Raw genomic sequence first — 22,761 nt, forward strand, 5'->3', positions numbered from 1 at the left:
GCCAGCCGGTGAAGATCCTCCTCCGCGTCGAGGAGGTCGCCCGGATGCTCGACATCGGCCGGTGCCGCGTCTTCGACCTGATCAACTCCGGGGACCTGCTGTCGGTGAAGATCGGCGCCAGCCGCCGCATCCCGGAGCAGGCGGTGCGCGACTACGTCGCCCGGCTCGTGGACGGTGCCGCGTGACGGGCCGGCGACCCAACGGCCGGTCCTCGGTCTACGCCGGCGCGGACGGCCGCTGGCACGGCTGGGTGACGATGGGCGTCAAGGCGGACGGCAAGCTCGACCGTCGCCACGTCACCGCCACCTCCGAGGCGAAGGTGACGACGAAGGTCCGGTCGCTGGAGAAGGACCGCGACGCGGGCCAGGTGCGCAAGGCCGGTCGGGTGCCGACGGTCGGGCAGTGGATGACGACCTACCTCGACACGATCGCGACGCAGCGGCTCGCGCCGAAGACGCTCGACGACTACCGGTCGAAGGCCAGGAACTGGATCGTCCCGCACCTCGGGCGGCACCGGCTCGACCGCCTGCAGCCCGAGCACCTCGACGCCCTGTACGCCGCGATGCTGCGGGCCGGCAAGGCACCGACGCACGTGCTCAAGGTGCACCGAATCGTCTCCCGCTCCCTCAAGATCGCCGTGCGGCGGGGCACGATCGCGCGGAACGTCGCCACGCTCGTCGACCCGCCGTCGATCGAGCAGACCGAGCAGCGGCAGCTCACGCGGGCCGAGGCGCGGGCCGTGCTCGCCGAGGCGGCGGGCCGGCGCAACGCCGCGCGCTGGTCGGTGGCGCTGGCCTGCGGGCTGCGGCAGGGCGAGGCCCTCGGGCTCCGCTGGGAGTACGTCGACCTGGAGAGCGGTGACCTCAAGGTCTGGTGGCAGCTCCAGCGCAACAGTTGGAAGCACGGCTGCGCCGATCCACAAGCCTGTGGACAGCGGTTGCACCGGCCGACGTGCCCGAAGGGCTGCGCGCGGCACGCCACCGCCTGCCCGCTGCGCTACGGCGGCGGGCTCGTGTTCCGCCGGCCCAAGGGCAAGAGCCGGCGCCAGATCACCATGCCCGCCGACCTCGTCGACGCGATGCGGCTCCAGCGCACCGCACAGTCCGTCGAGCGCGAGCAGGCCGGAAGCGCCTGGCAGGACCTCGACCTCGTGTTCGCCCAGCCCGACGGGTCACCGATCGACCCGCGCCGGGACTGGACCGACTGGCAGGAGCTGACGAGCGCGGCGGGTGTGCGCAACGTCCGCGTGCACGACGTCCGGCACACCGCCGGGACGCTGCTCGTGGCGCAGGGCGTCCACATCCGGGCGGTCCAGGAGATCCTGGGCCACTCCGACGTGCGGACCACCGAGGGCTACACGCACGTGGCGAGCGAGATCGCCCGCGACGCGGCCGCGCGGATGGGCCGGGCGCTGTGGGGTGCCGACGATGGCTGAGGCACCGATCCTGCGTGCGTCCTGGGCGCTCACCCCGCCCTACGACGCGAAGGACGGCCGGCTGTTCCGCCAGCCCCACGAATCGCTCAACGCGGCCCGGCACCGGGTGATCGCGATGAAGGTCGCGGCGATGCTCGAACCGCTCGACGGCCTGCCCGTCAGCGCCTACGAGCGGGACGTCCTGAGCTGGGTCGGCTCCTGGGAGACCCACACGATCGCGGTCTTCGCAGCGCTGCTGCGACGGGCCCGGCAGGCACCGCCTGCGTAGGAACTGCAACCACAACTGCAACCAGCTCGACCGAGAACGATCGTGGTGGTGGGGAAGATCCCTGGTGGGGGGTGGAGCCGCCTTGGGGAGTCGAACCCCAGACCTACGCATTACGAGTGCGTCGCTCTAACCGACTGAGCTAAGGCGGCGATGTGCAGGGGCCAGTGTAGCGACGGGCTCCGGCACCCCGGGAGTCAGGTCGTCTCGGCCGGGACCAGCACGAACGCGGCGGAGTCGTAGTAGGTGCGGAGGCGGGTGATCGTGTCGCCGTCGAGGTCGATGACGGTGACGCCGCGGTAGTCGATGGCGCGGTCGTCGCGCAAGGTGCCCTTGCTCGTCCACTCCAGGGCGAACTGGTCCTGCCCCTCGACGACGTTGAAGAACGTCGTGCGGATCTCACCGAACTGCTCGCGGTACTCGGTCCAGAACCGCTCCACCTCGCCCTGGCGCTCCCCGCGGGCGTCGAGCCGCTCGACCACGGCGTCGTCGGCGAAGAGCGCGGCGAACGGGGCGACGTCGGAGTCCTGCTCGAACTTGCGCAGTCCGGCGGCGAAGCGGCGCGCGCGGTCATCGGTGATGTGGTTGTCCTCCATGTCCCCGGGGCTACCCCCGCCGGTTGGAGATCAACCCGTGTGGATCGCGGTCATCATCGCCTCGGCGGCGATCTCGGGCTTGACGTTCAGATCGAGCGCCTCACGGCAGGCGAGCACGGCCTCCAGTCGGCGCAGGGTGGACTCGGGCGTCCACTCGGAGGCGGCGCGGCGGACGTCGGCGGCGCGGTCGGGGTTGGCCAGGGCGACGTCGGCGCCGCTGGAGGCGACGAGGACGTCACGGAAGAACGAGGTGAGGTCGACGAGCGCGCGGTCGATGGCGTCGCGCTGGTTGCGGGTGTTGCGCAGCTTCTGGCGGCGCTCCAGGTCGCGCTCCGCGGCCTTCGCCGAGCGGGCGGCCCCGGCGACGCCCTTGCCCACGCCGCCACCGCCCATCGCGATGTTCATCTCCTCGCGCTCGGCGCCGTCGCGGGCCTCGCTCAGGGCGCCGGCCTCGGCCTTGGCGCCGCGGACGAGGTCGGCGGCGAAGGCGAACGCGTCGCCGAGGGAGCGGGTGCGCAGCGGGATGGCGAGGACGGCCTCGCGCTGGGCGCGGGAGTCGGCGTCGCGGGCGAGGTGCCGGGCCCGGCCGATGTGGCCGGACGACACCGAGGCTGCCCACTGAGCCTTCTCGGGATCGACGCCATCGCGCTCAACCAGCACCGCGGCGATTGCTGATGGTTCTGGGACTCTGAGTTTGATGTGGCGACACCGCGATCGCACGGTGGTGGATACATCGTCAGGATGATCGGAGGGTGAGCACATGAGGAAGATCGTGTGCTCAGGCGGCTCCTCGATGAATCGGAGTAGGGCGTTGGACGACTGCTCCGTCAGCCGGTCAGCGTCCTGGATCAGGAGGATCTGGTAGCGCCCGGTTGTGGGGCGGCGAGCAGAGTTCGCAATCGTTTCTCGCGTTTGCTTGACCCCGATGCTCAGCCCCTCCGGCACGACCTCCCGCACGTCGGCGTGCGTCCCGCTGAGCACCGTGTGGCACACCGCGCAGTGCCCGCAGCCGTGGTCGGGGCACTGCAGCGCCGCCGCGAACGCCCGCGCGGCCACCGAGCGGCCCGATCCGGGCGGCCCGGTGAACAGCCACGCGTGCGTCATCGCCGACGGCTCGCGCGCCGCCTTCCCCAGCTCCTCGACGGCTGCCGGCTGGCCGACCACCTCGTCCCACACCGTCACGGCGCCACCACCGGGGCGGCCGCGGCGCCCGGCGCGGGCAGCATCGGCGCGAGCCCGGCCCAGACGCGCTCGGCGACCTCCGCCACCGGCCCCGCGGCGTCGACCACGACGTAGTGGTGCGGTTCGGCCGCCGCCATCCGCGTGAGCAACCGCTGGACCCGCATGTGCTCCTCGCCGGGCAGGCTCGGGGCGGTGGTCTCGGCGCCGTCGCGGTCGAGCAGCACCGACACGTCGGGCCGCAGGCGCCCGGTGGCCCACAGGACGAGGCTGTCGAGCTCGCGCGGCTCCACCTCGGCCGCGGCCACGCCGTACTGCACCAGCCCGGCCAGGAACCGGTCGACGACGACGACCGCGCCCTGCGCCAGCGCCGGCCGGATGACGCGCTCGACCAGGTCGGCCCGCACCGCGGCGGCGGCCAGCACCTGCGCCCGCGCCCCGCCGAGGGCGGCCTCGCGGACGGCGGCCTCCCAGCGCTCGCGGTCGCGCCCCGACTCGTCGAGCTCCACGACCGCGTGCCCGGCCGACCGCAGCCGCGCGGCCAGCAGCGCCGCCTGCTCGGCCGTCTCCTCGGCGGGCCCGCCCTCGACCGCGACGAGGACGCCCGACCCGGTGCGCGGCACGCCGCGGCGCAGAGCGGCCAGCAGGTCGGGGAGCATCGGCTCGGTGCGCCGGTCGTGCATCTGCCGGTAGGCGATCGTGCCGACGACCGCGGCCACGAGCCCACCCGCGAGCATCACGATCCGGGTGCCGTCGACGACGAAGACCCGACCGAGCAACTCGACCCGCTGCGCGCTGACCAGCCCCACGACGAGCGGCACGAGCGCCATCGACCCCAGCAGCGTGAGCCGCACGATCGACTGCACGAACGCGACGATGCGGCCGCGGACGTCGTCGGCGACCTCCGTGCCGATGATCGTCAGCCCGGTGAGGAACGCGATGCCGGCGAACCCGCCGACCAGCGCCACCGCCGTGATCGCGACGAACAGGTGCGGGGCCAGCGCCACCAGCACCAGCGCCGCCCCGGCCGCGACGATCGCCGCGCCGAACAGGCGGTTGTGCGGGATCCGCCGCGCCATCCCCGGCGCCACGGCCATCCCCAGCGCGAGCCCGACGAACACCGCGGCGAACAGGATCCCGTACGCCGCGTTGCCGCCGCCCAGGCTCGAGGCGTAGAGCGTGGCCGAGCCGACGACGGTGCCGCCCGCGGCGAAGGCCCCGACGATGCCGGCCACCAGCCCGCGGATGAGCGGCGTCCCGGCCACGAACCGGAAGCCGTCGCGCAGCAGCGCGAGCACCCCCGGCGCCTGGTCGCGGCGCTCGGTGGCCCGCCCGGAGATCTCCGGGATGAAGAACCCGACCGTGATCGCCATGACGAGGTAGGCCACCCCGGTGACGGCCAGCGCGACGTACAGCGTGGCCGTCTCGCCCGCCTCGCCGCCGAACGTGGCCCCGGCGCTGGACAGCGCGGTGAACAGCCCCGCCGCGGCCAGCACCGCCACCCCGTAGGTGACGACGAGCGCGAGCTGGTTGGCCGTCTCCACCTGCTCGGGGCGGCGCAGCAGGTTGGGCACCGCGGCGTCCTTGGCCGGGATCCAGAACATCGCGCACAGCTCGATCAGGAACACCGCGACGAACAGCCACACCAGCGACCCGACGAGCGGGATGGAGACGAACAGGACGAACCGCAGGACGTCGCAGACGACCATGACGCGGCGGCGGTCGAACTTGTCGGCCAGCGCCCCGGCGACGGGCCCGAGCAGCAGCGCGGGCAGCAGCTTCGTGGCGACGACCCCGCCGAGCGCGAAGCTCTGCGCCTGGTAGCCCGACGCGAGCTGGGTGGCCAGCGCCGACAGCGCGAGCAGGCTCAGCCACTCACCCGTGGCCGACCCGGCCGTGACGAGCCACAGCCGGCGGAACGCGGGGATGGCCAGGACGCTGCGCACCCGGTGGGAGGTGGGCGCGGCGGGCACGGACGGCGTGACGACGGCGGCTCACCTCCTCGGCGCTCGGGCTCGACGCCAGGGTAACCGGGGACGCCGACGGTCAACCGGACAGGATCTCGACCACCATCTGCACCGCGATCAGCGAGAACACGGCGACGAAGAACAGGGTGAACAACCGCGACCCGATGCGGCTGCGGGTGCGCCGCGACAGCCCGAGGATGCTCGGCTCCTCGACGATCCGCGGGCGGGCGCCGAGCGGGGCGGGCGGGGACGCCGGGGCCGTGACCGGCGCCGTGACCGGGACCGGACCCGTCACCGTGGCCGCCGCCCGCCTGCTCGCGAGCAGCGTGACCGGCCGGACCTGCGGGTGCGACGTGGCGGGGACGGGTGCCGTGCCGGAGGGGCGCGGGGCGGGCGTCCGCGCGGCCCGGCGCTCCGGCCCGGCGTCGGGCATGCGCAGCCACGGCGGTGCGAGGCCGTCGAGCACCGCGGTGCCCCCCGACCCGGGACGCGAGATCGAGCGCGAGGTGATCGGCACCGCGTCGGCGATCCCCGAGGTGCGCGGTCGCGGTACCCGTGCGGCGTCGTCCGCGTCACCGTGCGTCATGGACGGGGATGCTAGGCCGCGGCCGGGCGGCTCACCGGACGTGCCGCGCCCGACCACCCTCTCGGGCGAAGGTCATCCCCCGTCGGCGGGGGGCGGGTCGCCGTCGCCGTCGCCGTCGTCGCCACCGCCGTCGCCACCTTCTGCGGGAGGCGGCTGCTCGCCCTCGGCCGGGGCCTCGCTGGGCGCCGCGGGCGGCGGCGGCACCTCGCCGCTGCTGACCGTCAGCACGATCGTCTCTCCGGGTAGCGCCGTGCCGCGCGGGCTCTGGCCGATCACGGTCCCGCGCGAGGCCGCGTTGTCCTGCTCGCGGGTGCTGACCGCCCAGCCCGCCGACTCCAGCGTGGCGCGCGCGTCGTTCTGGCCGCGGCCGACGACGTCGGGCACGCGCGACTCCGCGCCGCCCTCGAGGTAGCGGTCCTGCACGGCCGGCAGCGGCGTGACCGGCTGTCCCTCCAGAAGCGGCGCCATCGTGCCGAACCAGGTCTCGGCCGGGGTCTTGCCGCCGAAGATGTTGCCGCTGCGGCAGGCGAACGGGGCGCCCGCGCCGTCGCAGAGCTGGTCGGGGCGGTTGTCGTTGTCGTAGGTGATGACCGCGCCGGAGATGGTCGGCAGGTAGCCGAGGAACGCCGCCGACTTGTGGTCCTGGGTCGTACCGGTCTTGCCGCCCATCGGGCGGTCCCAGCCGACCTGGCGCGCCGCGCCCGCGGCGGTGCCGCCCGCGAGGTCGTCACGGCTCATCGCGGTCATCATCGCGTCGGCCAGGCCCGGGTCGACGACCTGCTCGCACGGCGCCTCGGTGACCGGCACGGGGTTGCCCACGGAGTCGGTGATCGACGCGATCGGCGTGGGCGGGCACCACATCCCGCTGCTGGCCAGCGTGGCGCCGACGTTCGACAGCTCCAGCACGCTCGTCGGGCTCACCCCGAGGGTGAACGACGCCTGCCGCTGCGCCTTGGTGACCTCGGCGATCGACCGGTCGGTGGGCTGGCCGGTGTTCGGGTCGACGAAGCGCTCCGTGGCGAGTGACCGCATGCCCAGCCGCACCGCCATGTCGACGACGTCGGGCACGCCGGTGAACTCCATCAACTTCACGAACGCGGTGTTGGGCGACTGCGCCAGCGCATCGGACAGCGACATGCGCTCGGCGTAGTTGCCGGAGTTCTGCACGGGCAGCGGGCGGCCACCGCCGTCGACGTAGATCGGGGACGCGTACCCGCTGGGCGGCACCGACAGCTGGTAGTTGATGCCCAGACCCTTCTCCAGGGCCGTGGCCGCGGTGAAGGTCTTGTAGACCGAGCCCGCGCCGAGCGGCACCGGGATGTAGGGCAGGCCGTAGCTGGTCTCCAGCGCCTCGCCGTCGAGGCCGTAGACGCGGCTCGACCCCATCGCGAGCACCTCGTGGCGGTCGGTGCCGGGCTTCACCGTGGCCATGACGTTGGCGACGTTCGGCTGGTCCGGCGGCACCTCCGCGGTGAGGGAGGCCTGCATGCGGTCGAGGACGGTGGGGTCGAGGGTGGTGCGGATCGTGTAGCCGCCGCGGCGGAGCTGCTCGGTGGAGAACCCGGCCTCGGTGAGGTACTCCTGCACGTACTGGCAGAAGAAGCCGGCCGAGCCCGCGCCGATGCAGCCGTTGGCCTGCGTGTTCAGCGGCGACGCGATGCCCAGCGGCTCGGCCAGCGCCGCGTCGGCCTGGGGCTGGTCGATCATCTGCTGCTCCAGCATCTGCTGGATCACCAGGTTGCGCCGGTCCTGCGCGGCCTGCGGGTTCGTCACCGGGTCGGTGGCCGTGGTGCTGCGCACCATGCCGGCGAGCAGCGCGGCCTGCGGCACCGTCAGGTCGGCCGGGGTGACCCCGAAGTAGGTGCGTGCGGCGGAGGCGATGCCGGCGGCGCCGTTGCCGAACGGGACGATGTTGAGGTAGCGGGTGAGGATCTCGTCCTTGCTCAGCGACTGCTCGAGCTGCAGGGCGATCTGGGCTTCCTTGAGCTTGCGCGCGGGCGTCTGCTCGGTGGCCTTGAGGCGCTCGGTCTCGGTCTGCGCGTCGACGTAGAGCAGGTAGTTCTTGACGTACTGCTGCGTGAGCGTGGAGGCGCCCTGCTCGATGCTGCCCGACACCGAGTTGGTGACGACGGCGCGCACGGTGCCCTGCCAGTCGACGCCCTGGTGCTGGTAGAAGCGGCGGTCCTCGACGGCGACGATCGCGGCCTTCATGGCCGGGCTGATCTCGTCGGAGGTGACCGAGCGCCGGTTCTGGTCGGGCACGAACAGCTGCGCGATCGTGGTGCCGGCGCTGTCGGTGACGATGGTGGTCTGCGGCAGCGGCTGGTCGAGGACGTCGGTGGACACGCTGCCGACGCTGTCGCTCGCGTCGTTGGACACCAGCCCGAGCCCGATCGCGGCGGGGAACGCGATGCCGGCGGTGACGACCCCCGCCAGGACGCAGAGGCCCAGCAGGAGGCCGACCGGCCGGAGGAGATGGCGCGGGAAGCTCACAGAGGGCGAGCCTACGCGTCGCCGTGTCGGGACCCGGTCAGGTGCCGCCTGAGTAGTTCTGCTCGGTGTTCGACGGAACCGCGACGCCGCAGGATCCGTCTAGAGCGGGTCGAGTCGACCTCGTGGGACCTCGGGAGGGGCCATGGCGGAGCGGTGGAACTGGCGGAACGCGGCGCGGTGCCGCACGGACGACGCCGACGAGCTGTTCGTCACCGGCGCGCAGCAGCGGGAGGCGCGGGAGTTCTGCCGCGCCTGCCCCGTGCGCACGGAGTGCCTGGCGCACGCGCTCGACGAGGGCGTCGAGTTCGGCGTCTGGGGCGGCATGACCGAGCGCGAGCGGCGCGCCCTGCTGCGCAGCCGGCCCGACGTCACGTCCTGGCACGACCTGCTGACGGGCGCCCGCACGGCCTACTACGCGGGCGACGAGCACGAGCACAGCGCGACCGGCCTCGCCCGCGCCGCCGAGCTCGCGGTCGCCGAGCGCACGGCGCAGCGGCTGCACGAGTCGGCGTGAGGACGTCGGGTGCCGCGGAAGGTCGGCGAGGTCATCGCGATCCTGCTGGCCGACGGCTGGTACCTCGACCGGGTCAGTGGGAGCCACCGGCAGTTCCGGCATCCGCGGAAACCCGGCACGACCACGGTCGCGGGGAAGCTGAGCGCGACGTTGCCGCCGGGTACCGAGAAGAGCATCCTGAGGCAGGCGGGCATCGAGCGGAGGCGGTCGTGACGGGTTTCGCGGTGATCGTGGAGCGCGGCTCCGACGGCGGGTACGGGGCGTGGAGCCCCGACCTGCCGGGCTGCGTGGCCGCCGCCGACTCCTACGACGAGTGCGTCGCGCTGATGCGCGAGGCGATCCCGCTGCACCTGGAGAGCCTCCGGCGCCACGGCGACCCGGTCCCCGAACCCTCCACCGTCGGTGTGCTGACGATCGACGCCGCCTGACGGACGCCCTACTGCGCCGTGCGCAGGGGGGTGGGGGCGGGTGGGGGCGTGGCCGCGGCGGCGAGGCGGGTGCCCACCTCGCGCAGGCCGTCGAGGTCGGAGATCTCCGAGGCCACCACCGGCACGCGCGCCACCGCCACGGCCGGGTGCGCGTTGGCGAACCGCGCCAGCAGCCGCTCCTCGCGCTCGGCCAGGTCGACGCGGTCGGCGTGCAGCCGCAGCACCGCGGTGGCCAGGGGGGCGCCGCGGAGCTGGTCGGCCGCGTCCCGGGCCCGCGAGGCCGGCAGCTCGGCGCGTACGGGGTGGGTGCGGTTGAGCACGAGCCCCGCCAGCGGCATGCCCTCGGCGGTGAGGCGCTCGACGAAGTACGCGGCCTCGCGCAGCGCGTCGGGCTCGGGCGCCGCCACCACGACGAACGCCGTGCCGGGTGCGCGCAGCAGCGCGTAGGTGGCCTCGGCGCGCTCGCGGAACCCGCCGAACATCGTGTCGAAGGCCTGCACGAACGCCGAGGCGTCGGCCAGGAGCTGCCCGCCCAGGATCGTCGAGACGGCCTTGGCGAACAGCGAGAACCCGGCCCCGACGATCTTCATCAGTCCCCGGCCGCCGGCGCGTGCGGGGGCCGAGAGCAGCCGGATCATGCGGCCGTCGAGGAAGGTGGACATGCGCTGCGGGGCGTCGAGGAAGTCCAGGGCCGAGCGCGACGGCGGGGTGTCGACGACGATCAGGTCCCACTCGCCGGTGGCCGCCAGTTGCCCCAGCTTCTCCATCGCCATGTACTCCTGCGTGCCGGAGAACGACGAGGAGATGGTCTGGTAGAAGGGGTTGGCGATGATCGTCTGCGCCCGCTCGGGGTCGGCGTGCGTCTCCACCATCTCGTCGAAGGTGCGGCGCATGTCGAGCATCATCGCGTGCAGGTCGCCCTCGGCATCCGCGACCGATCCGGGCTCGTTGGTCAGTGCCTGCAGGCCCAGGGCCTGCGCGAGCCGCTTCGCCGGGTCGATCGTCAGCACGACCGTGCGCCGGCCGCGCTCGGCGGCGCGGATCGCCAGCGCGGCCGAGGTCGTCGTCTTGCCGACCCCGCCTGAGCCGCAACACACGATCACGCGGGTGCCCGGGTCGTCGATCAGCGCGTCGACGTCCAGGTCGGGTGCGGTCCTCACACCGACACCCCCGCTCCGACGCCCTGCGCCACGAGTTCCTCCGTGAGTTCGTACAGCGAGCCGAGGTCGACGCCGTCGACGAGCGTGGGCAGCTCCAGCCGCGGCTGCCCGCTGCCCTCGTCCAGGCGGGCGAGGGCGAGCGACTCGGCGTGGATGCGCACGGCGTGGTCGACGGTCTCGGCCACCAGCCCGTCGATGACGTCCGGCGGCAGGTCGAGCCCGGCCGAGGCCAGCCCGGCGCGGATGCGCTCGGCGTCGACGCGGCCGTTGGCGGCGGCGGTGACCGAGCGGTCGGGCAGCCACTGCGGGCGGACCTGGTTGACGATCACCGCGCCCGGGCGCAGGTCGGCCTCGTAGAGCTGGTCGACGGCCTCGAGCGTCTCGGTGACGGGCAGGTCCTCCAGCAGCGTCACCAGGTGCACGGCGGTGAGCGGGGAGTGCAGCAGCCGCACGACGCCCGCGGCCTGGGAGTGGATCGGCCCGACCTTCGCGAGGTCGGCCATCGCCTTCGTGACGTCGAGGAAGCTGACGACGCGGCCGGTGGGCGGGGCGTCGAGCACGACGGCGTCGTAGACCGGGGTGCCGTCCTTGTTCGTGCGCGTGACGCACTCCTTGACCTTGCCGGTGAGCAGCACGTCGCGCAGGCCGGGCGCCAGGGTGGTGGCGAACTCGATCGCGCCCATCCTGCGCAGCGTCCGCCCGGCCATCCCGAGCCGGTAGAACAGCTCGAAGTACTCCAGCAGCGCGGCCTCGGGGTCGATCGCCAGCGCGCGGACCTCGCCGCCGCCGGGCGCCACCGCGATGCGGCGCTCCTCGTAGGGCAGCGGCGCGGTGTCGAAGAGCTGCGCGATGCCCTGGCGGCCCTCGACCTCGACCAGCAGCGTCCGCTTCCCGCCCGCGGCAAGCGCGAGTGCGAGCGCGGCGGCCACCGTCGTCTTGCCGGTGCCGCCCTTGCCGGTGACCACGTGCAGCCGCGCCTGCGCGAGCTCCTCTGGCCACCCCGGTGTCGTCATGTCCGCCAGGTTACGAGCCGGCGCGCCGCCCGGCCGCCCGATCGGGGTGAGGCGCTGGCTACAGTCCTGGCCATGAGCGCCCCCGCGAACACCAGGTGGGAATACCTCACCGCGCCCGTCCTGATCCACAGCACGCAGGCGATCCTCAACAACTTCGGCCGCGACGGCTGGGAGCTGGTGACGGTCACCGCCGGTGCCAGCGGCGAGCAGCTGGTGGCCTGGTTCAAGCGCCCGGTCCAGCCGTGACGCCGACGGAGAAGCTGCGCGAGCTCGGCATCGCGCTGCCGACCGTCGCCGCCCCCGCCGGGGCCTACATCCCGGCCCGGCGCACCGGCGACCTCGTCTTCACCGCGGGCCAGGTCCCGTTCGTCGACGGGAAGCTGCCCGCCACCGGCAAGGTCGGCGCCGAGGTCGACGTCGACACCGCCCGCGACCTGGCCCGCACCTGCGCGCTCAACGCGCTGGCCGCCGTCGACGCGCTGGTCGGTCTGGACGCGGTCGTCGGCGTGGTGAAGGTGGTCGGGTTCGTCGCCTCCGCGCCCGACTTCACCGGCCAGCCGTCGGTGATCAACGGGGCGTCCGAGCTGCTCGGCGAGGTCTTCGGCGAGGCCGGGGCGCACGCGCGGTCGGCCGTCGGGGTGGCGGTGCTGCCCCTGGACGCGCCGGTCGAGGTGGAGCTCGTCGTCGAGGTCCGGCCGTGACCTCGCCCGAGGAGTCGGGCCACGAGCTGCTGGTCGCGCTGGCCGGGCGGCTGCCCGACGAGGTGCTGTGGCGCCTGCGCGACTGGCTCGCCGCGGGCGCGCACGAGCCGCTGGCGGCGATGCTCACCCGCGAGCTGCTGCGCCACCGCCTGGGCCTCACCGACGCCGAGCGCGCGCTGCTCGTCGCGAGCGCCGGCGCGTGGGGGGCGTCACGGCGGCTGCTGGAGGCGGTCCTGCCGCTCGACGGCCCCGTGCACTCCGCGGCCGTGTTCCGCCCGGGCCCCGGCGACGACGGCCCGGGTGCGCTCGACGCCGCCGCGCTGAGCGTGCTCGGCGTCGTCCGCGGTCACCCGGGCTGCGTGGAGCTGCGCCAGGCGTGGCGCTCCGGGCCCGCGGAGCAGCGCGTGGTCGTCGTCCACGGCGGTGAACGGCCGTGGGCCCTGACCGGCACGCTGCAGCGTGTCCTGCGCGCCCACGGCGACCGCACACCGTGCGTCGAGGTGCTCCCGGCGCACGGGGAGCCCCCGGCCTACCACCAGGCGGCCATCATCGGATCGGCACCGCTGTGGACCGCCGTGCGCTCCCCGGTGGAGGCCGTCGCAGCGGGTCGCTGACACGCAACGCATGGAACGGGAGGTCCGGATGGACGACCGGACGACGGGCGACTCGCCCCACGGGATCCTGCTGGCGCTCGCCGGCCGCATCGACGACGACCTGCTGGCCTGGTGCCGCGAGCTGGTCGCCGTCGGCGAGGACGGCCGCGCGCTGGAGCTGATCACGGGCACGCTCGTGGCCGACGGCACGGCGCTGCCGCCGCGCGAGCGCGCCGCCGTCGCCGCCGCCGCCCGTTCGGCCCGCACCGACCTCGACGCCGACGCGGTCCTGCCGCCCGCGGCCACCGCGGCCGGCGCCCCCCACCGCTTCGACGCCGGCCGCGGGGTCGAGCATCTCGCCGCCGCCGTGGGCGCGCTGCCCGAGCGGCTCGTCGCGGGCTGCCGGACCTGGGTGACCTTCCGCTCGACGCCCGCCGGCTCCGCCCCCGGCCCGCTGCCCCAGCCCGTCGTCCTCGTCGAGGTGGCCGCCGACGACCAGCGCCCGGTCGACGTGCTCGGCTACCAGCTCGCCATCGCGTGCGCGCGGGTCGGCGCGCCGGCGGCCGTGGAGGTCGTCGTGGCCGGGGCTCCGCGCCCGGAGTACCAGCAGGCGGCGCTGCGCTCGGCGCTGCCGGTGCACGGCGCTCCCGACGCGGTCGTCGAGGACCCCGAGCCGGTCACGCCCGCCACCGGCACGCCCGAGGTGGGTCCGGGCTCGGCCTGGCCGTCGCTCGGCAGCCTGGTGATGCCACCCGAGGCGCCGGCGGGCAGAACGTCCGAGGACGACCTGGAGCCGCAGGCCCCGAGCGCTGACGAGACGGGGCACGACCGCTCCGATCTGCACGGCTCGGATCTGCACGGCTCGGATCTGCACGGCTCGGATCTGTACGGCTCGGATGTCCACGGTTCCGATGCCCACAGCCCGACCTACGCGATCCCGGCCTACGAGATCCCCGCGTACGAGATCCCCGCGTACGAGATCCCGGCCTACGAGATCCCGCAGTACGACCCGTCGGCGTACGAGGCCCCGGCCGCCTCCGCGGACCGTGACGTCCCGGACCGCGACCTCCCGGCCCACGCCGAGCCCGCGCAGGGCTACGAGGAGCAGGCGCCCGAGGCCCCCGCGGAGCCCCGTGACGAGCCCGCGCACGCGGCGCCCGTCGCCGAGCGCCCCGCAGCGGACGAGGTGACCGAGCCCGCCGGTTCCGCGGACCCCGCCGGCTCCGGCGCCCGCGCCGAGGACGGCGAGCCTGCCGACGACGACCGGACCGATGGCGGCGACGGGACCGACGACGGCGACCGCTCCGACCACGGCGACCGGGCCGACGACGCCGACCGGGCCGACCACGGCGACGACCTCGCCCCCGGCGACGACCTCCGCCCCGAGGACCCCGACGACGGCCGGGACGCCCCCGCCCGCGGCGAGGAGCCCTCCTGGGACTTCGGCTCGCCCGCCGACCAGCGCACCGACCCCGGCCCGCGCCGGGTGGGCGTGCGCCCGGCCGCGGTCACGCCGCTGCGCTCGCGGACCGACGGGCCCCGCCCGCGGCCCTCCGCCGTGACCCCGCTGCCCCGCCCGACCACGCACCCGGCGCCGCTCACGCGGCACCGCCCGCTCGCGCCGGTCGCCGACTTCCCGCGCGACCCGTCGTCCGCCGCGCCCGACGCCCCGGCCCCGGCCGACGACCCGTTCGGCGCGGACGACCACGCGTCGTCGTTCGAGGCGCGCATCGACGCCGCCGACCCGCTCGGCCTGGGCACCCTGCCGCTGCGCACCACGGGCGACCACGCCGGGGAGCCCGACGTCGGGCAGCCCGACGTCGGAGAGCCCGACGTCGGAGAGCCCGACGTCGGAGAGCGCAGCAGTGGGGAGGAGCAGGCCGCCGTCTCCGACGACTGGCTCGCCGACTGGATCTCCGGCGACTGGGCGATGTCGCGCTCGGCCACCGACCCGCTCGACCCCGACCAGTCCGTGCCCGACCAGTCCGTGCCCGACCAGTCCGTGCCCGACCAGCCCGTCCCCGTCGAGGACGGGGCCCGGCGCAACGGGTCGGGCCCCGAGGAGTCCCGCGGCGCGGAGCCCGCGGGCGGGTTCGCCCCGCGGTCCGCGCCCCCGGCGTTCCCCCGGGCGGAGCCGTCCGGACCGGTCCCGCCGGCGTCGCCCCGGCCGCAGCCCGCGCCCCGGCCCGCGCCCCTGCCCTCGCGCGCGGCCACCCCGTCCCCGGAGTCCGGGGACGACGCCGTGGAGCGCCTGTCCGAGGCCGACCGCGAGCTGCTCGCGCGGCTGCAGGCCGAGCTCGGTGTCCCGGAGTCCCCGCGCCCGCGCGTCTCGCGGCGGGCGGGCATCGGCGGCGAGGCCGGCGGGCCCGCGCACCCGGCGCCCCACGGCCGCGGCCCGCACCCGCCGCCGCCCGACCGGGCGAGCTGACGGCGGGCGGGGTCAGGCGGGCCGAGCCGCTCCGGCGGCCCGCTGCACCTCGTCGACGACCTCCTGCAGGCGCAGCCCGCGGGCGGCGTCGAGGGTGACCGGCGGCCCGCCGTGCACGGCGTCGACGAACCCGTCGAGCAGCCGCGCGTAGCAGGTGGGGGCGTCGGAGGCGCCCCCGGAGAAGCGGTGGCGCCCGACGCCGCCGAACACCGCGAGCTCGATCTCCGACGGGTCGACGGGCAGCCGCAGCGAGATCGTCACCGTGCTGTGCGGCCCGCCGTCGTGGCGCAGGGAGAAGCGCCAGAGGTCGGGCTCGTCGTGGTGGGCCCAGTCGACGCCCTCGACGGGCCCGAGCGCGGCGTCGAGGAGGTCGACGACGTGCGGGCCGAGGTCGAGCAGCGCGCCGTGGTCGGCCCGCCACCCCGACGCCGCGTACGGCCCGCCGAGCAGCGACCCGGACAGCCAGCGCACCGAGCCGACGGTGTCGGTCCCGGCCCCGCTCGGGACGCCCGCCAGCCAGTCGGCGATGCCGGGGTCGTAGCGCAGGGTCAGGACCAGCGCCGACGTGACGCCGGACGCGGCTGCGGCCACTGCACGGGCCGCGTCGAGGTCGGCGGCGAGCGGCTTCTCGCAGATGATGTGCTTCCCGGCCGAAGCGGCCCGGACGGCCAGCTCGCCCTGCACCTGCGGCGGCACCGCGAACGCGACGGCGTCGACGGCGCCGAGGAGCTCGTCGAACGCCCCGACGGCCCGCCCGCCCAGCTCCCCGGCCAGCTCCGTCGCGACCTCGGGGCGCCGCGTCCACAGCGCCGTCAGCTCCGTGCCGGCGTGCGCGACGAGCGCGGGCCCGTGCACCCGCCTCGCCCACGGCCCGCCACCGACCAGCCCCACCCGAAGAGTCCGCACGGGACGACATCATGCCCGCGCCCGCGTTCTAGGGTGCAGTCGTGACCCCCGAACCCGTCGTGCCCCGCCCCGCCGCCACCGTGCTGCTCCTGCGCGACTCCCCCGGCGAGCGGCCGTTGCAGGTGTTCCTGCAGCGGCGGGTGGCCGGGATGGCCTTCGCCGGTGGCATGACCGTGTTCCCGGGTGGGGGCGTCGACAAGTCCGACGTGCCCGATCCCGAGCTGTGGGACGGGCCGCTGCCGGAGTGGTGGGGCGAGCGGTTCTCCGCCGACCCGGTGGCCGCCGGGCGGCTCGTGCACGCCGCGGTGCGGGAGACGTTCGAGGAGTGCGGCGTGCTGCTGGCGGCCCGCGCAGACGGCACCACGCCCGACCCGATGGTGCTCGCGGAGGCCCGCGCCGACCTCGTCGCGCGGCGCCGGACGCTGCCGCAGGTCCTCGTCGAGAGCGGGCTGGTGCTGCGCGCCGACCTGCTCGACGCGTGGTCGCGCTGGATCACCCCGGAGGAGTCGCCGCGGCGCTACGACACCGCGTTCTTCGTCGCCGCCGTGCCGCACGGGCAGGAGGCCGACGCGCACACGACCGAGGCCGTCGAGGCGGCCTGGTGGTACCCCGCCGAGGCGCTCGACCGCTGGCGCGCGGGCGAGATGGAGCTGATGGCGCCGACGTTCCGCACGCTTCAGGAGATCGCCGAGTTCCCCGACACCGGGTCGGTGATGGCGGCGGCCGCGGCGCGCACGGTGCAGCCGGTGATCCCGCGGGTGAAGCGCGAGGGCGACGAGGTCGTCGTCGTGCTGCCCGGCGACGAGGGCTTCGAGGTCGCGGCCGGGCACCTGCGTCCGGGGGACCTCCGATGACGGGGTCGCTCGCCCACCCCGCCTACGCACAGTTGCGCACCGTCACGCCGCTCGCGTCCGTGCTCCTCGAGGACAACCCGTCGCCGATGACGCTGGAGGGCACCAACACGTGGGTGCTGCGCGCCCCGGGAGCCGAGGAGTGCGTGGTCGTCGACCCGGGCGAGGACGACAGCGCGCACCTGCAGCGCGTGGCCGCGCACGGTCCCGTGGCCCTGGTGCTCATCACCCACCGCCACCACGACCACGCCGGCGGCGCCGCCCGCCTCGCGGAGATGACGGGCGCGCCGGTGCGGGCGCTCGACGCGTCGCTCGTGCTGGGAGCCGAGGCGCTGGGCGAGGGCGACGTGGTGGCCGCGGCGGGGGTCGAGCTGCGGGTCGCCCGGACGCCGGGGCACACGTCGGACTCGGTGTCGTTCCTGCTCGACGGCCCGGGCGCGGCGCAGGCCGTGCTCACCGGTGACACCATCCTGGGTCGCGGCACCGCCGTCATCGACCACCCAGACGGGAAGCTCGGCCCGTACCTCGACTCGCTGCGCCGGATCGCCGACCTCGCCCCCGGCACCGCCGTGCTGCCCGGGCACGGCCCGGAGCTGCCCGACGCGCCCGCCGTCGCCGCCGCCTACCTGGCGCACCGCGAGCAGCGCCTGGAGCAGGTGCGCGGCGCGCTGGGCCGGCTCGGCACGGGCGCCTCGGCGCGGCAGGTGGTGGAGCTGGTCTACGCCGACGTCGACGACTCGCTGTGGCCCGCCGCCGAGTGGTCGGTGGAGGCCCAGCTCGCCTACCTGCGGGGTTAGGGCTCAGGCCTCCACGAGCTGCGGGGCGGGGGCCAGCGTGCCCCGCCGCACCCACAGCACCGCGGCGACGACCGCCCCGGCGACCCCGCCGACCAGGAACGAGCTCGCGGCCCCGGCCACGTCGACCGCCACCCCGGCGCCAACCTGGCCCGCGGAGATGCCGAGCACGGCGGCGGTGACGATCCAACCGAAGGCCTCCGTGGCCGTGCCCGCCGACGCCGTCGCCTCGACGCCGAGCGAGTGGGCCGTGACCTGCGGCGTGATCAGCGCCCCGGCGGCCAGCATCGCGACGACCAGCACCGGCAGCGACGCCAGCGGCCCGACCAGCGCCATCGCCGCCACGCAGACGGCGAAGGCGGCCAGCAGGAACGGCATCCGCAGGTGCAGCGGGCGCGGCCACGGGCGCAGCGAGTACGCGATGCCGGCCAGCACCGAGGCCACCGACCACGCCGAGAGCAGCACGCCGCCCAGCGTCGGCGAGCCCTGCTCGGTGGCCACCGCGTTGACGCCCACCTCGACCGCGCCGATCACGAGGCCGAAGCCCAGCGACGCCAGCGCGACCGTCCGCATGCCGCGCCCGGCCAGCGCGCCGAGCACGCCGATCGACGGCCCGGCCTCCGACGCCGCCTGCGTGCGCACCGGGCGGCTGAGCGCGAAGACCGTGGTGCCCGTGACCATCCCGGCGACGGCGACGACGAGCGCGGTGCCCGGCCACGGTGCCGTCACCAGGAACGCGGCCAGCGCCGGGCCGAGGATGAAGAACGTCTCGAGGCTGATGGCCTCGTAGCTGTAAGCCGCGTCGCGGCGCGGGCCGGCCGGCACGAGCCGCGCCCACAGCGCGCGCGACGCCCCCGGCATCGCCGGCCGCACCAGCCCGGAGAGCGCGGCCGCGCCGACGAGCAGCGGGACGGCCGCGTCGGCCTCGATCGCGAGGATCAGCCCGGTCGCGGCGACGGCGTAGAGCCCGGCCGTCAGCAGCAGCGGGCGCATCGGCCCTGTCCGGTCCATCCACCGGCCCTGCGCAACCGCGCCCAACGACTCCCCGGCCAGCGTGCCCGCCGACACCACCGCGGCGACGGCGTAGGACCCCGTCGTGCGCTGCACGTAGAGCAGCACCGCGAGCGTGGTCATGGCGATCGGCAGCCGCGCCAGCGCGGAGGCCAGCGCGGGGACGAGGGCGCCGGGGGAGGTCAGGGCGGCGCGGTAGTCGGCGAGGGCGGTCGAGGGGGACACGCCGACCAGGATCGCACGAACTGGCACGCCCGTACCACTTTAGTGCTGCGGACGCGACGAACGGCACCCCCGGGGATCCGGGAGTGCCGTCGGTCGGAGCGGTCTAGCGGGCCCGGCGGGCCAGGCGCTCGGGCTCCAGGATGAGCACGCTCTTGCCCTCCAGGCGCAGCCAGCCACGGTGCGCGAAGTCGGCGAGGGCCTTGTTCACGGTCTCGCGGCTCGCGCCCACGAGCTGCGCGATCTCCTCCTGCGTCAGGTCGTGCGTGACGCGGAGCAGGCCCGACTCCTGCGACCCGAACTGGCGGGCCAGCTGCAGCAGCGACTTCGCCACGCGTCCGGGGACGTCGGTGAAGATGAGGTCGGCGAGCATGTTGTTGGTGCGGCGCAGCCTGCGCGCGAGCACGCGGAGCAGCTGCTCGGCGATCTCGGGCCGCTTGCCGATCCACTCGCGCAGCGCGGTGCGGTCCATCGTGTAGGTCCGTACCTCGGTGACCGCGGTGGCCGACGACGTGCGCGGCCCCGGGTCGAAGATCGACAGCTCGCCGAACATGTCGGACGGGCCCGCCACCATCAGGAGGTTCTCCCGGCCGTCGGGCGACTTGCGGCCGATCTTCACCTTGCCGCTGCCGACGATGTACAGGCGGTCGCCCGGCTCGCCCTCAGCGAAGATCACGTGCCCTCGCGGGAACTCCGCGGGCTCCAGCGCCTGCGCCAGAGCGTCGGCCGCGTGCGGCTCGACCCCCTGGAAGATGCCTGCGCGGATCAGAATCTCGTCCACTTCACCGCTCCTCGTTCCGGCCGCTGCCCCGCGGCGGATCACCGGCGCGCCAGTCTAGGGGGTGCGCCCACCCTGTGTGACGTCGCGATGGTCGTTTTCCGTGCACGTCCGGGCGACCTGGGGTCCGTGACGCCGTCCCGAGGCCCGCCCGGGGGTGTCCGGGGGACGGTCAGGCGGCCTTCTCGCGCTTCTGCGGCTTGCGGCCGCGAGGGGCGCGGTTGCGCAGCCGGAACAGCTCCAGTGCGCGCACGGTGCCCTGCCGGAACAGTGCGCGGACCTCGTCCGGACGGGGGCGCTCGAGCAGTTCCTCGAGCTCTTCCGGACGCACGGTGGACTCACGCAGCTTGGACTCCACGCGCTCCATACCGAGCGCGAAGAACATCACGAGCAGCGGAACGAGGACGGAGAGCCAGGCAGTCATATCAGGAGTGATGTTCCCGCACCGCCCGTTGTTACACGGGGCCGGGGTCGGTGTGGCGTGATCCGATACCCGATCGTGTCCGGGTGTTCGGTCGTGGTGACCGGAGTCGCGGTGTCGGGGGCCCGCCGTAGGCTCGTCGGGTGACCGCTTCCTCCCCCACGGCCCGCAAGGCGGCCGCGCTCGCGAAGCGCGTGGCGGAGGGCGAGCCGCCGCTGGGCCGTGCGCGCCGCGTCGGCCGGATGCTGCGCGAGCTCACCGACACCCACGTCGACGCGCACTGCGAGCTCGACTTCCGGACGCCGCTGGAGCTGGCCGTCGCCACGATCCTGTCGGCGCAGAGCACCGACAAGGGCGTCAACCTCGTCACCCCGGCCCTGTTCGCGCGCTACCCCACGGCCCTGGCCTACGCGCAGGCCGACCGCGCGGAGCTGGAGGAGATGATCCACAGCACCGGCTTCTTCCGGAACAAGGCCGGCTCGCTCATCGGGCTCGGCGCCGCGGTCGTGGAGAAGCACGGCGGGGAGCTGCCGAACACGCTCGACGAGCTGGTCGCGCTGCCCGGCATCGGCCGCAAGACGGCCAACGTCATCCTGGGCAACGCGTTCGGCGTCCCGGGCATCACGGTCGACACGCACTTCGGGCGCCTGGTGCGTCGCTGGGGCTGGACCGACCTGGAGGACCCGGTGAAGGTCGAGCACGCGGTCGGCGCGCTCGTCCCGAAGCGCGACTGGACGATGACCTCGCACCGCGTGATCTTCCACGGCCGCCGCGTCTGCCACGCCCGCAAGCCCGCCTGCGGCGCCTGCTCGCTGGCCGCCGACTGCCCCGCCTACGGCGAGGGCCCCACCGACCCGGTGCAGGCCGCGAAGCTGGTCAAGGGCCCGTCGCGGCCGTTCCTGCTCGCGCGCGTCGGCCTGGCCGACGACGGCGAGCCCGCCTCCGCACCGGCCGACTCCCCCGCGGGCCTCGACGCCGCCGCGGCCACGCCGTCGGCGATCGAGCAGGACGTGCCGTGACCCGTCCGCGCACCGGTCCGGCACGGGCGGACGTCGTCTCCACCGCGGTGGTCGTGCTGCTCGTCGCGCTGGCGGTGTTCGCGCTGTGGCCGCGCTCGGCCGAGGAGCCCGAGGCGCCCACGGCGGCCGGCGGGCCGGTCGCCCCGCAGGCCGTCGCCGTGCCCGACGCCGAGCTGGCCCCGCTGCGCGCCGCCGCCGCCCTGCCGCCCTGCCCGGTGCCCGCCTCCGCGCCCGACGGCGGCCCGCTGGCCGGCGTCACCGTCGCGTGCCTGGGTGCCGAGGGCCCGGTCGACCTCGGGTCGGTCGCCGCGGGCGGCCCCGTGCTGCTCAACCTGTGGGCGTCCTGGTGCGGTCCGTGCCGCGAGGAGCTGCCGGCGCTCGCCGAGTACGCCGGGCGGCCCGGGTCGGTGCCGGTGCTGCTCGTCGACGTCGACGACGACCCGCGCGCCGCCCTGCGCCTGCTCACCGACCTCGGCGTCGGGTTGCCGTCCGCGCTCGACACCGGCTCCGCGCTGCGCACGGCGCTGGACGTGCCCCCCGGCCTGCCCTACTCGTTCCTGGCCCGCGCCGACGGGTCGGTCGAGCGGGTCGACCCGCCGGTGCCGTTCGCCGACGCCGACGCCGTCGCGGCGGCCGTGGCGGCGCTGTCGTGAGGGGCCTGGCGTGAGGGAACCGGCGTGCGGATGCGGTCGTGAGGGAGCTGGCGTGAGGGCCGACGGGACCGGGGCCCTGCGGCCCGAGCGGGCTGCGCCGTCGCTGCGCCCCCTGCTGGAGGCCGTCGGCGACGTCGACGCCTTCACCCTGAGCCACCACCGCATCCCGCCGCCCGAGGGCGGCCGCCGGGCGGCGGTGCTCATGCTGCTGGCCGACGACGAGCACCACGGCCCCGACGTGCTGCTGGTCGAGCGCGCGGGCACGCTGCGCGACCACGCGGGCCAGGTGGCCTTCCCCGGCGGCGGTGCCGACCCCGGCGACGCCGACGCGGTGGCCACGGCGCTGCGCGAGGCCGAGGAGGAGACGGGCCTCGACCCGGAGGGTGTCGCACCGCTGGCGCTGCTGCCCGAGCTCTACATCCCGCCGTCGGGGTTCGTCGTCACGCCGGTGCTGGCGCAGTGGGAGCGGCCCAGCGCCGTGCACGCCGTCGACGCCGGGGAGACCGCGGCCGTCGTCCGCGTGCCGCTGGCCGTCCTCGCCGACCCCGCCAACCGGATCCGGGTGGGCCATCCGAGCGGCTACACGGGCCCCGGCTTCCTGGTCGCGGGCCTGCTCGTGTGGGGCTTCACCGGGGGCCTATTGTCCGCGCTGTTGGATCTGGGTGGCTGGGCGCGGCCCTGGGAGCCGTCCCGGGTGCTTGATCTGGACGAGGCGTGGCTGCGGGCCCGCGCCGAAGCATGAGGAGAC

The 22,761-nt window shown here is 75.4% G+C and carries 26 protein-coding genes and 1 tRNA gene; 15 read left to right on the forward strand and 12 right to left on the reverse strand.

Annotated features, from left to right (window positions below; all coding sequences use genetic code 11):
* The first annotated feature begins 8 nt into the window (after positions 1–8).
* Genes I4I82_RS15635 through I4I82_RS15645 form a run of 3 tightly spaced genes read left to right on the forward strand, consistent with a single transcriptional unit; the run spans position 9 to position 1,703 of the window.
* The gene (locus I4I82_RS15635) at positions 9–185 is read left to right on the forward strand and encodes a helix-turn-helix domain-containing protein (RefSeq protein WP_226370078.1); all 177 of its coding nucleotides are present in this window, start codon (positions 9–11) and stop codon (positions 183–185) included.
* On the forward strand, positions 182–1,435 hold the full coding sequence (locus I4I82_RS15640) for a tyrosine-type recombinase/integrase (RefSeq protein WP_218592506.1): 1,254 nt from the start codon (positions 182–184) through the stop codon (positions 1,433–1,435). The genes I4I82_RS15635 and I4I82_RS15640 overlap by 4 nt, the downstream gene beginning before the upstream one ends.
* Positions 1,428–1,703: a hypothetical protein gene (locus I4I82_RS15645; RefSeq protein ID WP_218592505.1), complete on the forward strand. Its 276-nt coding sequence runs from the start codon at positions 1,428–1,430 to the stop codon at positions 1,701–1,703. Before I4I82_RS15640 ends, I4I82_RS15645 begins: the two co-directional genes overlap by 8 nt.
* Before the next feature lie 72 nt (positions 1,704–1,775).
* On the opposite strand, the gene I4I82_RS15650 is transcribed toward I4I82_RS15645, so the two are convergent.
* The 6 genes from I4I82_RS15650 to I4I82_RS15675 all read right to left on the reverse strand — a co-directional run bounded on the left by I4I82_RS15650 (position 1,776) and on the right by I4I82_RS15675 (position 8,521).
* Positions 1,776–1,852, reverse strand: a tRNA-Thr gene (locus I4I82_RS15650).
* A gap of 45 nt (positions 1,853–1,897) precedes the next feature.
* Positions 1,898–2,296, reverse strand: a complete 399-nt coding sequence (locus I4I82_RS15655; protein ID WP_218592504.1) for a nuclear transport factor 2 family protein — start codon at positions 2,294–2,296, stop codon at positions 1,898–1,900.
* A 30-nt stretch (positions 2,297–2,326) separates the two neighbouring features.
* The gene (locus tag I4I82_RS15660) at positions 2,327–3,478 is read right to left on the reverse strand and encodes a DNA polymerase III subunit delta' (RefSeq protein WP_218592503.1); all 1,152 of its coding nucleotides are present in this window, start codon (positions 3,476–3,478) and stop codon (positions 2,327–2,329) included.
* Entirely contained in the window at positions 3,475–5,448 is a 1,974-nt protein-coding gene (locus tag I4I82_RS15665) for a bifunctional MFS transporter/dTMP kinase (RefSeq protein WP_226370079.1), read from the reverse strand. Before I4I82_RS15665 ends, I4I82_RS15660 begins: the two co-directional genes overlap by 4 nt.
* 73 nt (positions 5,449–5,521) lie before the next feature.
* Positions 5,522–6,028, reverse strand: coding sequence for a hypothetical protein (locus I4I82_RS15670; protein ID WP_218595823.1), 507 nt, complete (start codon positions 6,026–6,028; stop codon positions 5,522–5,524).
* Between the two features lie 72 nt (positions 6,029–6,100).
* On the reverse strand, positions 6,101–8,521 hold the full coding sequence (locus I4I82_RS15675) for a penicillin-binding protein (protein ID WP_218593676.1): 2,421 nt from the start codon (positions 8,519–8,521) through the stop codon (positions 6,101–6,103).
* Between the two features lie 142 nt (positions 8,522–8,663).
* Here I4I82_RS15675 and I4I82_RS15680 point away from each other — a divergent pair, with 142 nt between their 5' ends.
* Genes I4I82_RS15680 through I4I82_RS15690 form a run of 3 tightly spaced genes read left to right on the forward strand, consistent with a single transcriptional unit; the run spans position 8,664 to position 9,463 of the window.
* Positions 8,664–9,035, forward strand: coding sequence for a WhiB family transcriptional regulator (locus tag I4I82_RS15680; RefSeq protein ID WP_218593677.1), 372 nt, complete (start codon positions 8,664–8,666; stop codon positions 9,033–9,035).
* Between the two features lie 9 nt (positions 9,036–9,044).
* Complete coding sequence (locus tag I4I82_RS15685; protein WP_218595824.1) at positions 9,045–9,248, forward strand: type II toxin-antitoxin system HicA family toxin; 204 nt, start codon at positions 9,045–9,047, stop codon at positions 9,246–9,248.
* The gene (locus I4I82_RS15690; RefSeq protein WP_172156480.1) at positions 9,245–9,463 is read left to right on the forward strand and encodes a type II toxin-antitoxin system HicB family antitoxin; all 219 of its coding nucleotides are present in this window, start codon (positions 9,245–9,247) and stop codon (positions 9,461–9,463) included. The genes I4I82_RS15685 and I4I82_RS15690 overlap by 4 nt, the downstream gene beginning before the upstream one ends.
* A gap of 8 nt (positions 9,464–9,471) precedes the next feature.
* On the opposite strand, the gene bagB is transcribed toward I4I82_RS15690, so the two are convergent.
* Entirely contained in the window at positions 9,472–10,623 is a 1,152-nt protein-coding gene (gene bagB / locus I4I82_RS15695) for an ATPase BagB (RefSeq protein WP_218595825.1), read from the reverse strand.
* Positions 10,620–11,636 carry an ATPase BagA gene (gene bagA, locus I4I82_RS15700; RefSeq protein ID WP_218593679.1) on the reverse strand — a complete coding sequence of 339 codons (1,017 nt, stop codon included), beginning with the start codon at positions 11,634–11,636 and terminating at the stop codon, positions 10,620–10,622. The genes bagB and bagA overlap by 4 nt, the downstream gene beginning before the upstream one ends.
* Positions 11,637–11,708: 72 nt before the next feature.
* Here bagA and sp36 point away from each other — a divergent pair, with 72 nt between their 5' ends.
* Genes sp36 through I4I82_RS15720 form a run of 4 tightly spaced genes read left to right on the forward strand, consistent with a single transcriptional unit; the run spans position 11,709 to position 15,358 of the window.
* Positions 11,709–11,882 carry a Sp36 family protein gene (gene sp36, locus I4I82_RS15705; RefSeq protein WP_218593678.1) on the forward strand — a complete coding sequence of 58 codons (174 nt, stop codon included), beginning with the start codon at positions 11,709–11,711 and terminating at the stop codon, positions 11,880–11,882.
* Positions 11,879–12,337 (forward strand): RidA family protein, encoded by a 459-nt coding sequence (locus I4I82_RS15710; RefSeq protein ID WP_172156488.1) that lies wholly within the window; start codon positions 11,879–11,881, stop codon positions 12,335–12,337. The genes sp36 and I4I82_RS15710 overlap by 4 nt, the downstream gene beginning before the upstream one ends.
* A complete protein-coding gene (locus tag I4I82_RS15715) occupies positions 12,334–12,951 on the forward strand; it encodes a hypothetical protein (protein ID WP_218595826.1) in 618 nt (205 codons plus the stop codon). The genes I4I82_RS15710 and I4I82_RS15715 overlap by 4 nt, the downstream gene beginning before the upstream one ends.
* Positions 12,952–12,979: 28 nt before the next feature.
* Complete coding sequence (locus I4I82_RS15720) at positions 12,980–15,358, forward strand: hypothetical protein (RefSeq protein WP_218595827.1); 2,379 nt, start codon at positions 12,980–12,982, stop codon at positions 15,356–15,358.
* A gap of 12 nt (positions 15,359–15,370) precedes the next feature.
* On the opposite strand, the gene I4I82_RS15725 is transcribed toward I4I82_RS15720, so the two are convergent.
* Entirely contained in the window at positions 15,371–16,264 is an 894-nt protein-coding gene (locus tag I4I82_RS15725) for a Gfo/Idh/MocA family protein (protein WP_218595828.1), read from the reverse strand.
* 41 nt (positions 16,265–16,305) lie between these two features.
* Between I4I82_RS15725 and I4I82_RS15730 the strand changes: the two genes are divergently transcribed.
* Entirely contained in the window at positions 16,306–17,118 is an 813-nt protein-coding gene (locus I4I82_RS15730; RefSeq protein WP_218595829.1) for an NUDIX hydrolase, read from the forward strand.
* A complete protein-coding gene (locus I4I82_RS15735) occupies positions 17,115–17,912 on the forward strand; it encodes an MBL fold metallo-hydrolase (protein WP_218590566.1) in 798 nt (265 codons plus the stop codon). The genes I4I82_RS15730 and I4I82_RS15735 overlap by 4 nt, the downstream gene beginning before the upstream one ends.
* A 3-nt stretch (positions 17,913–17,915) precedes the next feature.
* On the opposite strand, the gene I4I82_RS15740 is transcribed toward I4I82_RS15735, so the two are convergent.
* The 3 genes from I4I82_RS15740 to I4I82_RS15750 form a co-directional block, all read right to left on the reverse strand.
* Positions 17,916–19,145, reverse strand: coding sequence for an MFS transporter (locus I4I82_RS15740; protein WP_218590565.1), 1,230 nt, complete (start codon positions 19,143–19,145; stop codon positions 17,916–17,918).
* A 103-nt stretch (positions 19,146–19,248) separates the two neighbouring features.
* Positions 19,249–19,923 carry a Crp/Fnr family transcriptional regulator gene (locus I4I82_RS15745; protein WP_218590564.1) on the reverse strand — a complete coding sequence of 225 codons (675 nt, stop codon included), beginning with the start codon at positions 19,921–19,923 and terminating at the stop codon, positions 19,249–19,251.
* 169 nt (positions 19,924–20,092) lie between these two features.
* On the reverse strand, positions 20,093–20,344 hold the full coding sequence (locus I4I82_RS15750) for a hypothetical protein (RefSeq protein WP_218590563.1): 252 nt from the start codon (positions 20,342–20,344) through the stop codon (positions 20,093–20,095).
* A gap of 239 nt (positions 20,345–20,583) precedes the next feature.
* On the opposite strand from I4I82_RS15750, the gene nth reads away from it, so the two are divergent.
* The 3 genes from nth to I4I82_RS15765 are packed head-to-tail and all read left to right on the forward strand — an operon-like array spanning position 20,584 to position 22,755.
* Positions 20,584–21,360, forward strand: a complete 777-nt coding sequence (gene nth, locus I4I82_RS15755; RefSeq protein WP_218590572.1) for an endonuclease III — start codon at positions 20,584–20,586, stop codon at positions 21,358–21,360.
* A complete protein-coding gene (locus I4I82_RS15760; protein WP_218590562.1) occupies positions 21,357–22,013 on the forward strand; it encodes a TlpA family protein disulfide reductase in 657 nt (218 codons plus the stop codon). The genes nth and I4I82_RS15760 overlap by 4 nt, the downstream gene beginning before the upstream one ends.
* Before the next feature lie 52 nt (positions 22,014–22,065).
* Positions 22,066–22,755, forward strand: a complete 690-nt coding sequence (locus I4I82_RS15765) for an NUDIX hydrolase (RefSeq protein ID WP_226370080.1) — start codon at positions 22,066–22,068, stop codon at positions 22,753–22,755.
* The last annotated feature ends 6 nt before the right edge of the window (positions 22,756–22,761 follow it).

Source organism: Pseudonocardia oceani (assembly GCF_019263585.2).
Lineage (GTDB): Bacteria > Actinomycetota > Actinomycetes > Mycobacteriales > Pseudonocardiaceae > Pseudonocardia > Pseudonocardia oceani.

Coding starts and splice junctions, on each gene's coding strand:
- I4I82_RS15645 (WP_218592505.1), top strand. CDS start 1,428: ATGGCTGAGGCACCGATCCTGCGTGCGTCCTGGGCGCTCACCCCGCCC.
- I4I82_RS15750 (WP_218590563.1), bottom strand. CDS start 20,344: ATGACTGCCTGGCTCTCCGTCCTCGTTCCGCTGCTCGTGATGTTCTTC.
- nth (WP_218590572.1), top strand. CDS start 20,584: ATGCTGCGCGAGCTCACCGACACCCACGTCGACGCGCACTGCGAGCTC.
- I4I82_RS15720 (WP_218595827.1), top strand. CDS start 12,980: ATGGACGACCGGACGACGGGCGACTCGCCCCACGGGATCCTGCTGGCG.
- sp36 (WP_218593678.1), top strand. CDS start 11,709: ATGAGCGCCCCCGCGAACACCAGGTGGGAATACCTCACCGCGCCCGTC.
- I4I82_RS15735 (WP_218590566.1), top strand. CDS start 17,115: ATGACGGGGTCGCTCGCCCACCCCGCCTACGCACAGTTGCGCACCGTC.
- bagA (WP_218593679.1), bottom strand. CDS start 11,636: ATGACGACACCGGGGTGGCCAGAGGAGCTCGCGCAGGCGCGGCTGCAC.
- I4I82_RS15670 (WP_218595823.1), bottom strand. CDS start 6,028: ATGACGCACGGTGACGCGGACGACGCCGCACGGGTACCGCGACCGCGC.
- I4I82_RS15655 (WP_218592504.1), bottom strand. CDS start 2,296: ATGGAGGACAACCACATCACCGATGACCGCGCGCGCCGCTTCGCCGCC.
- I4I82_RS15680 (WP_218593677.1), top strand. CDS start 8,664: ATGGCGGAGCGGTGGAACTGGCGGAACGCGGCGCGGTGCCGCACGGAC.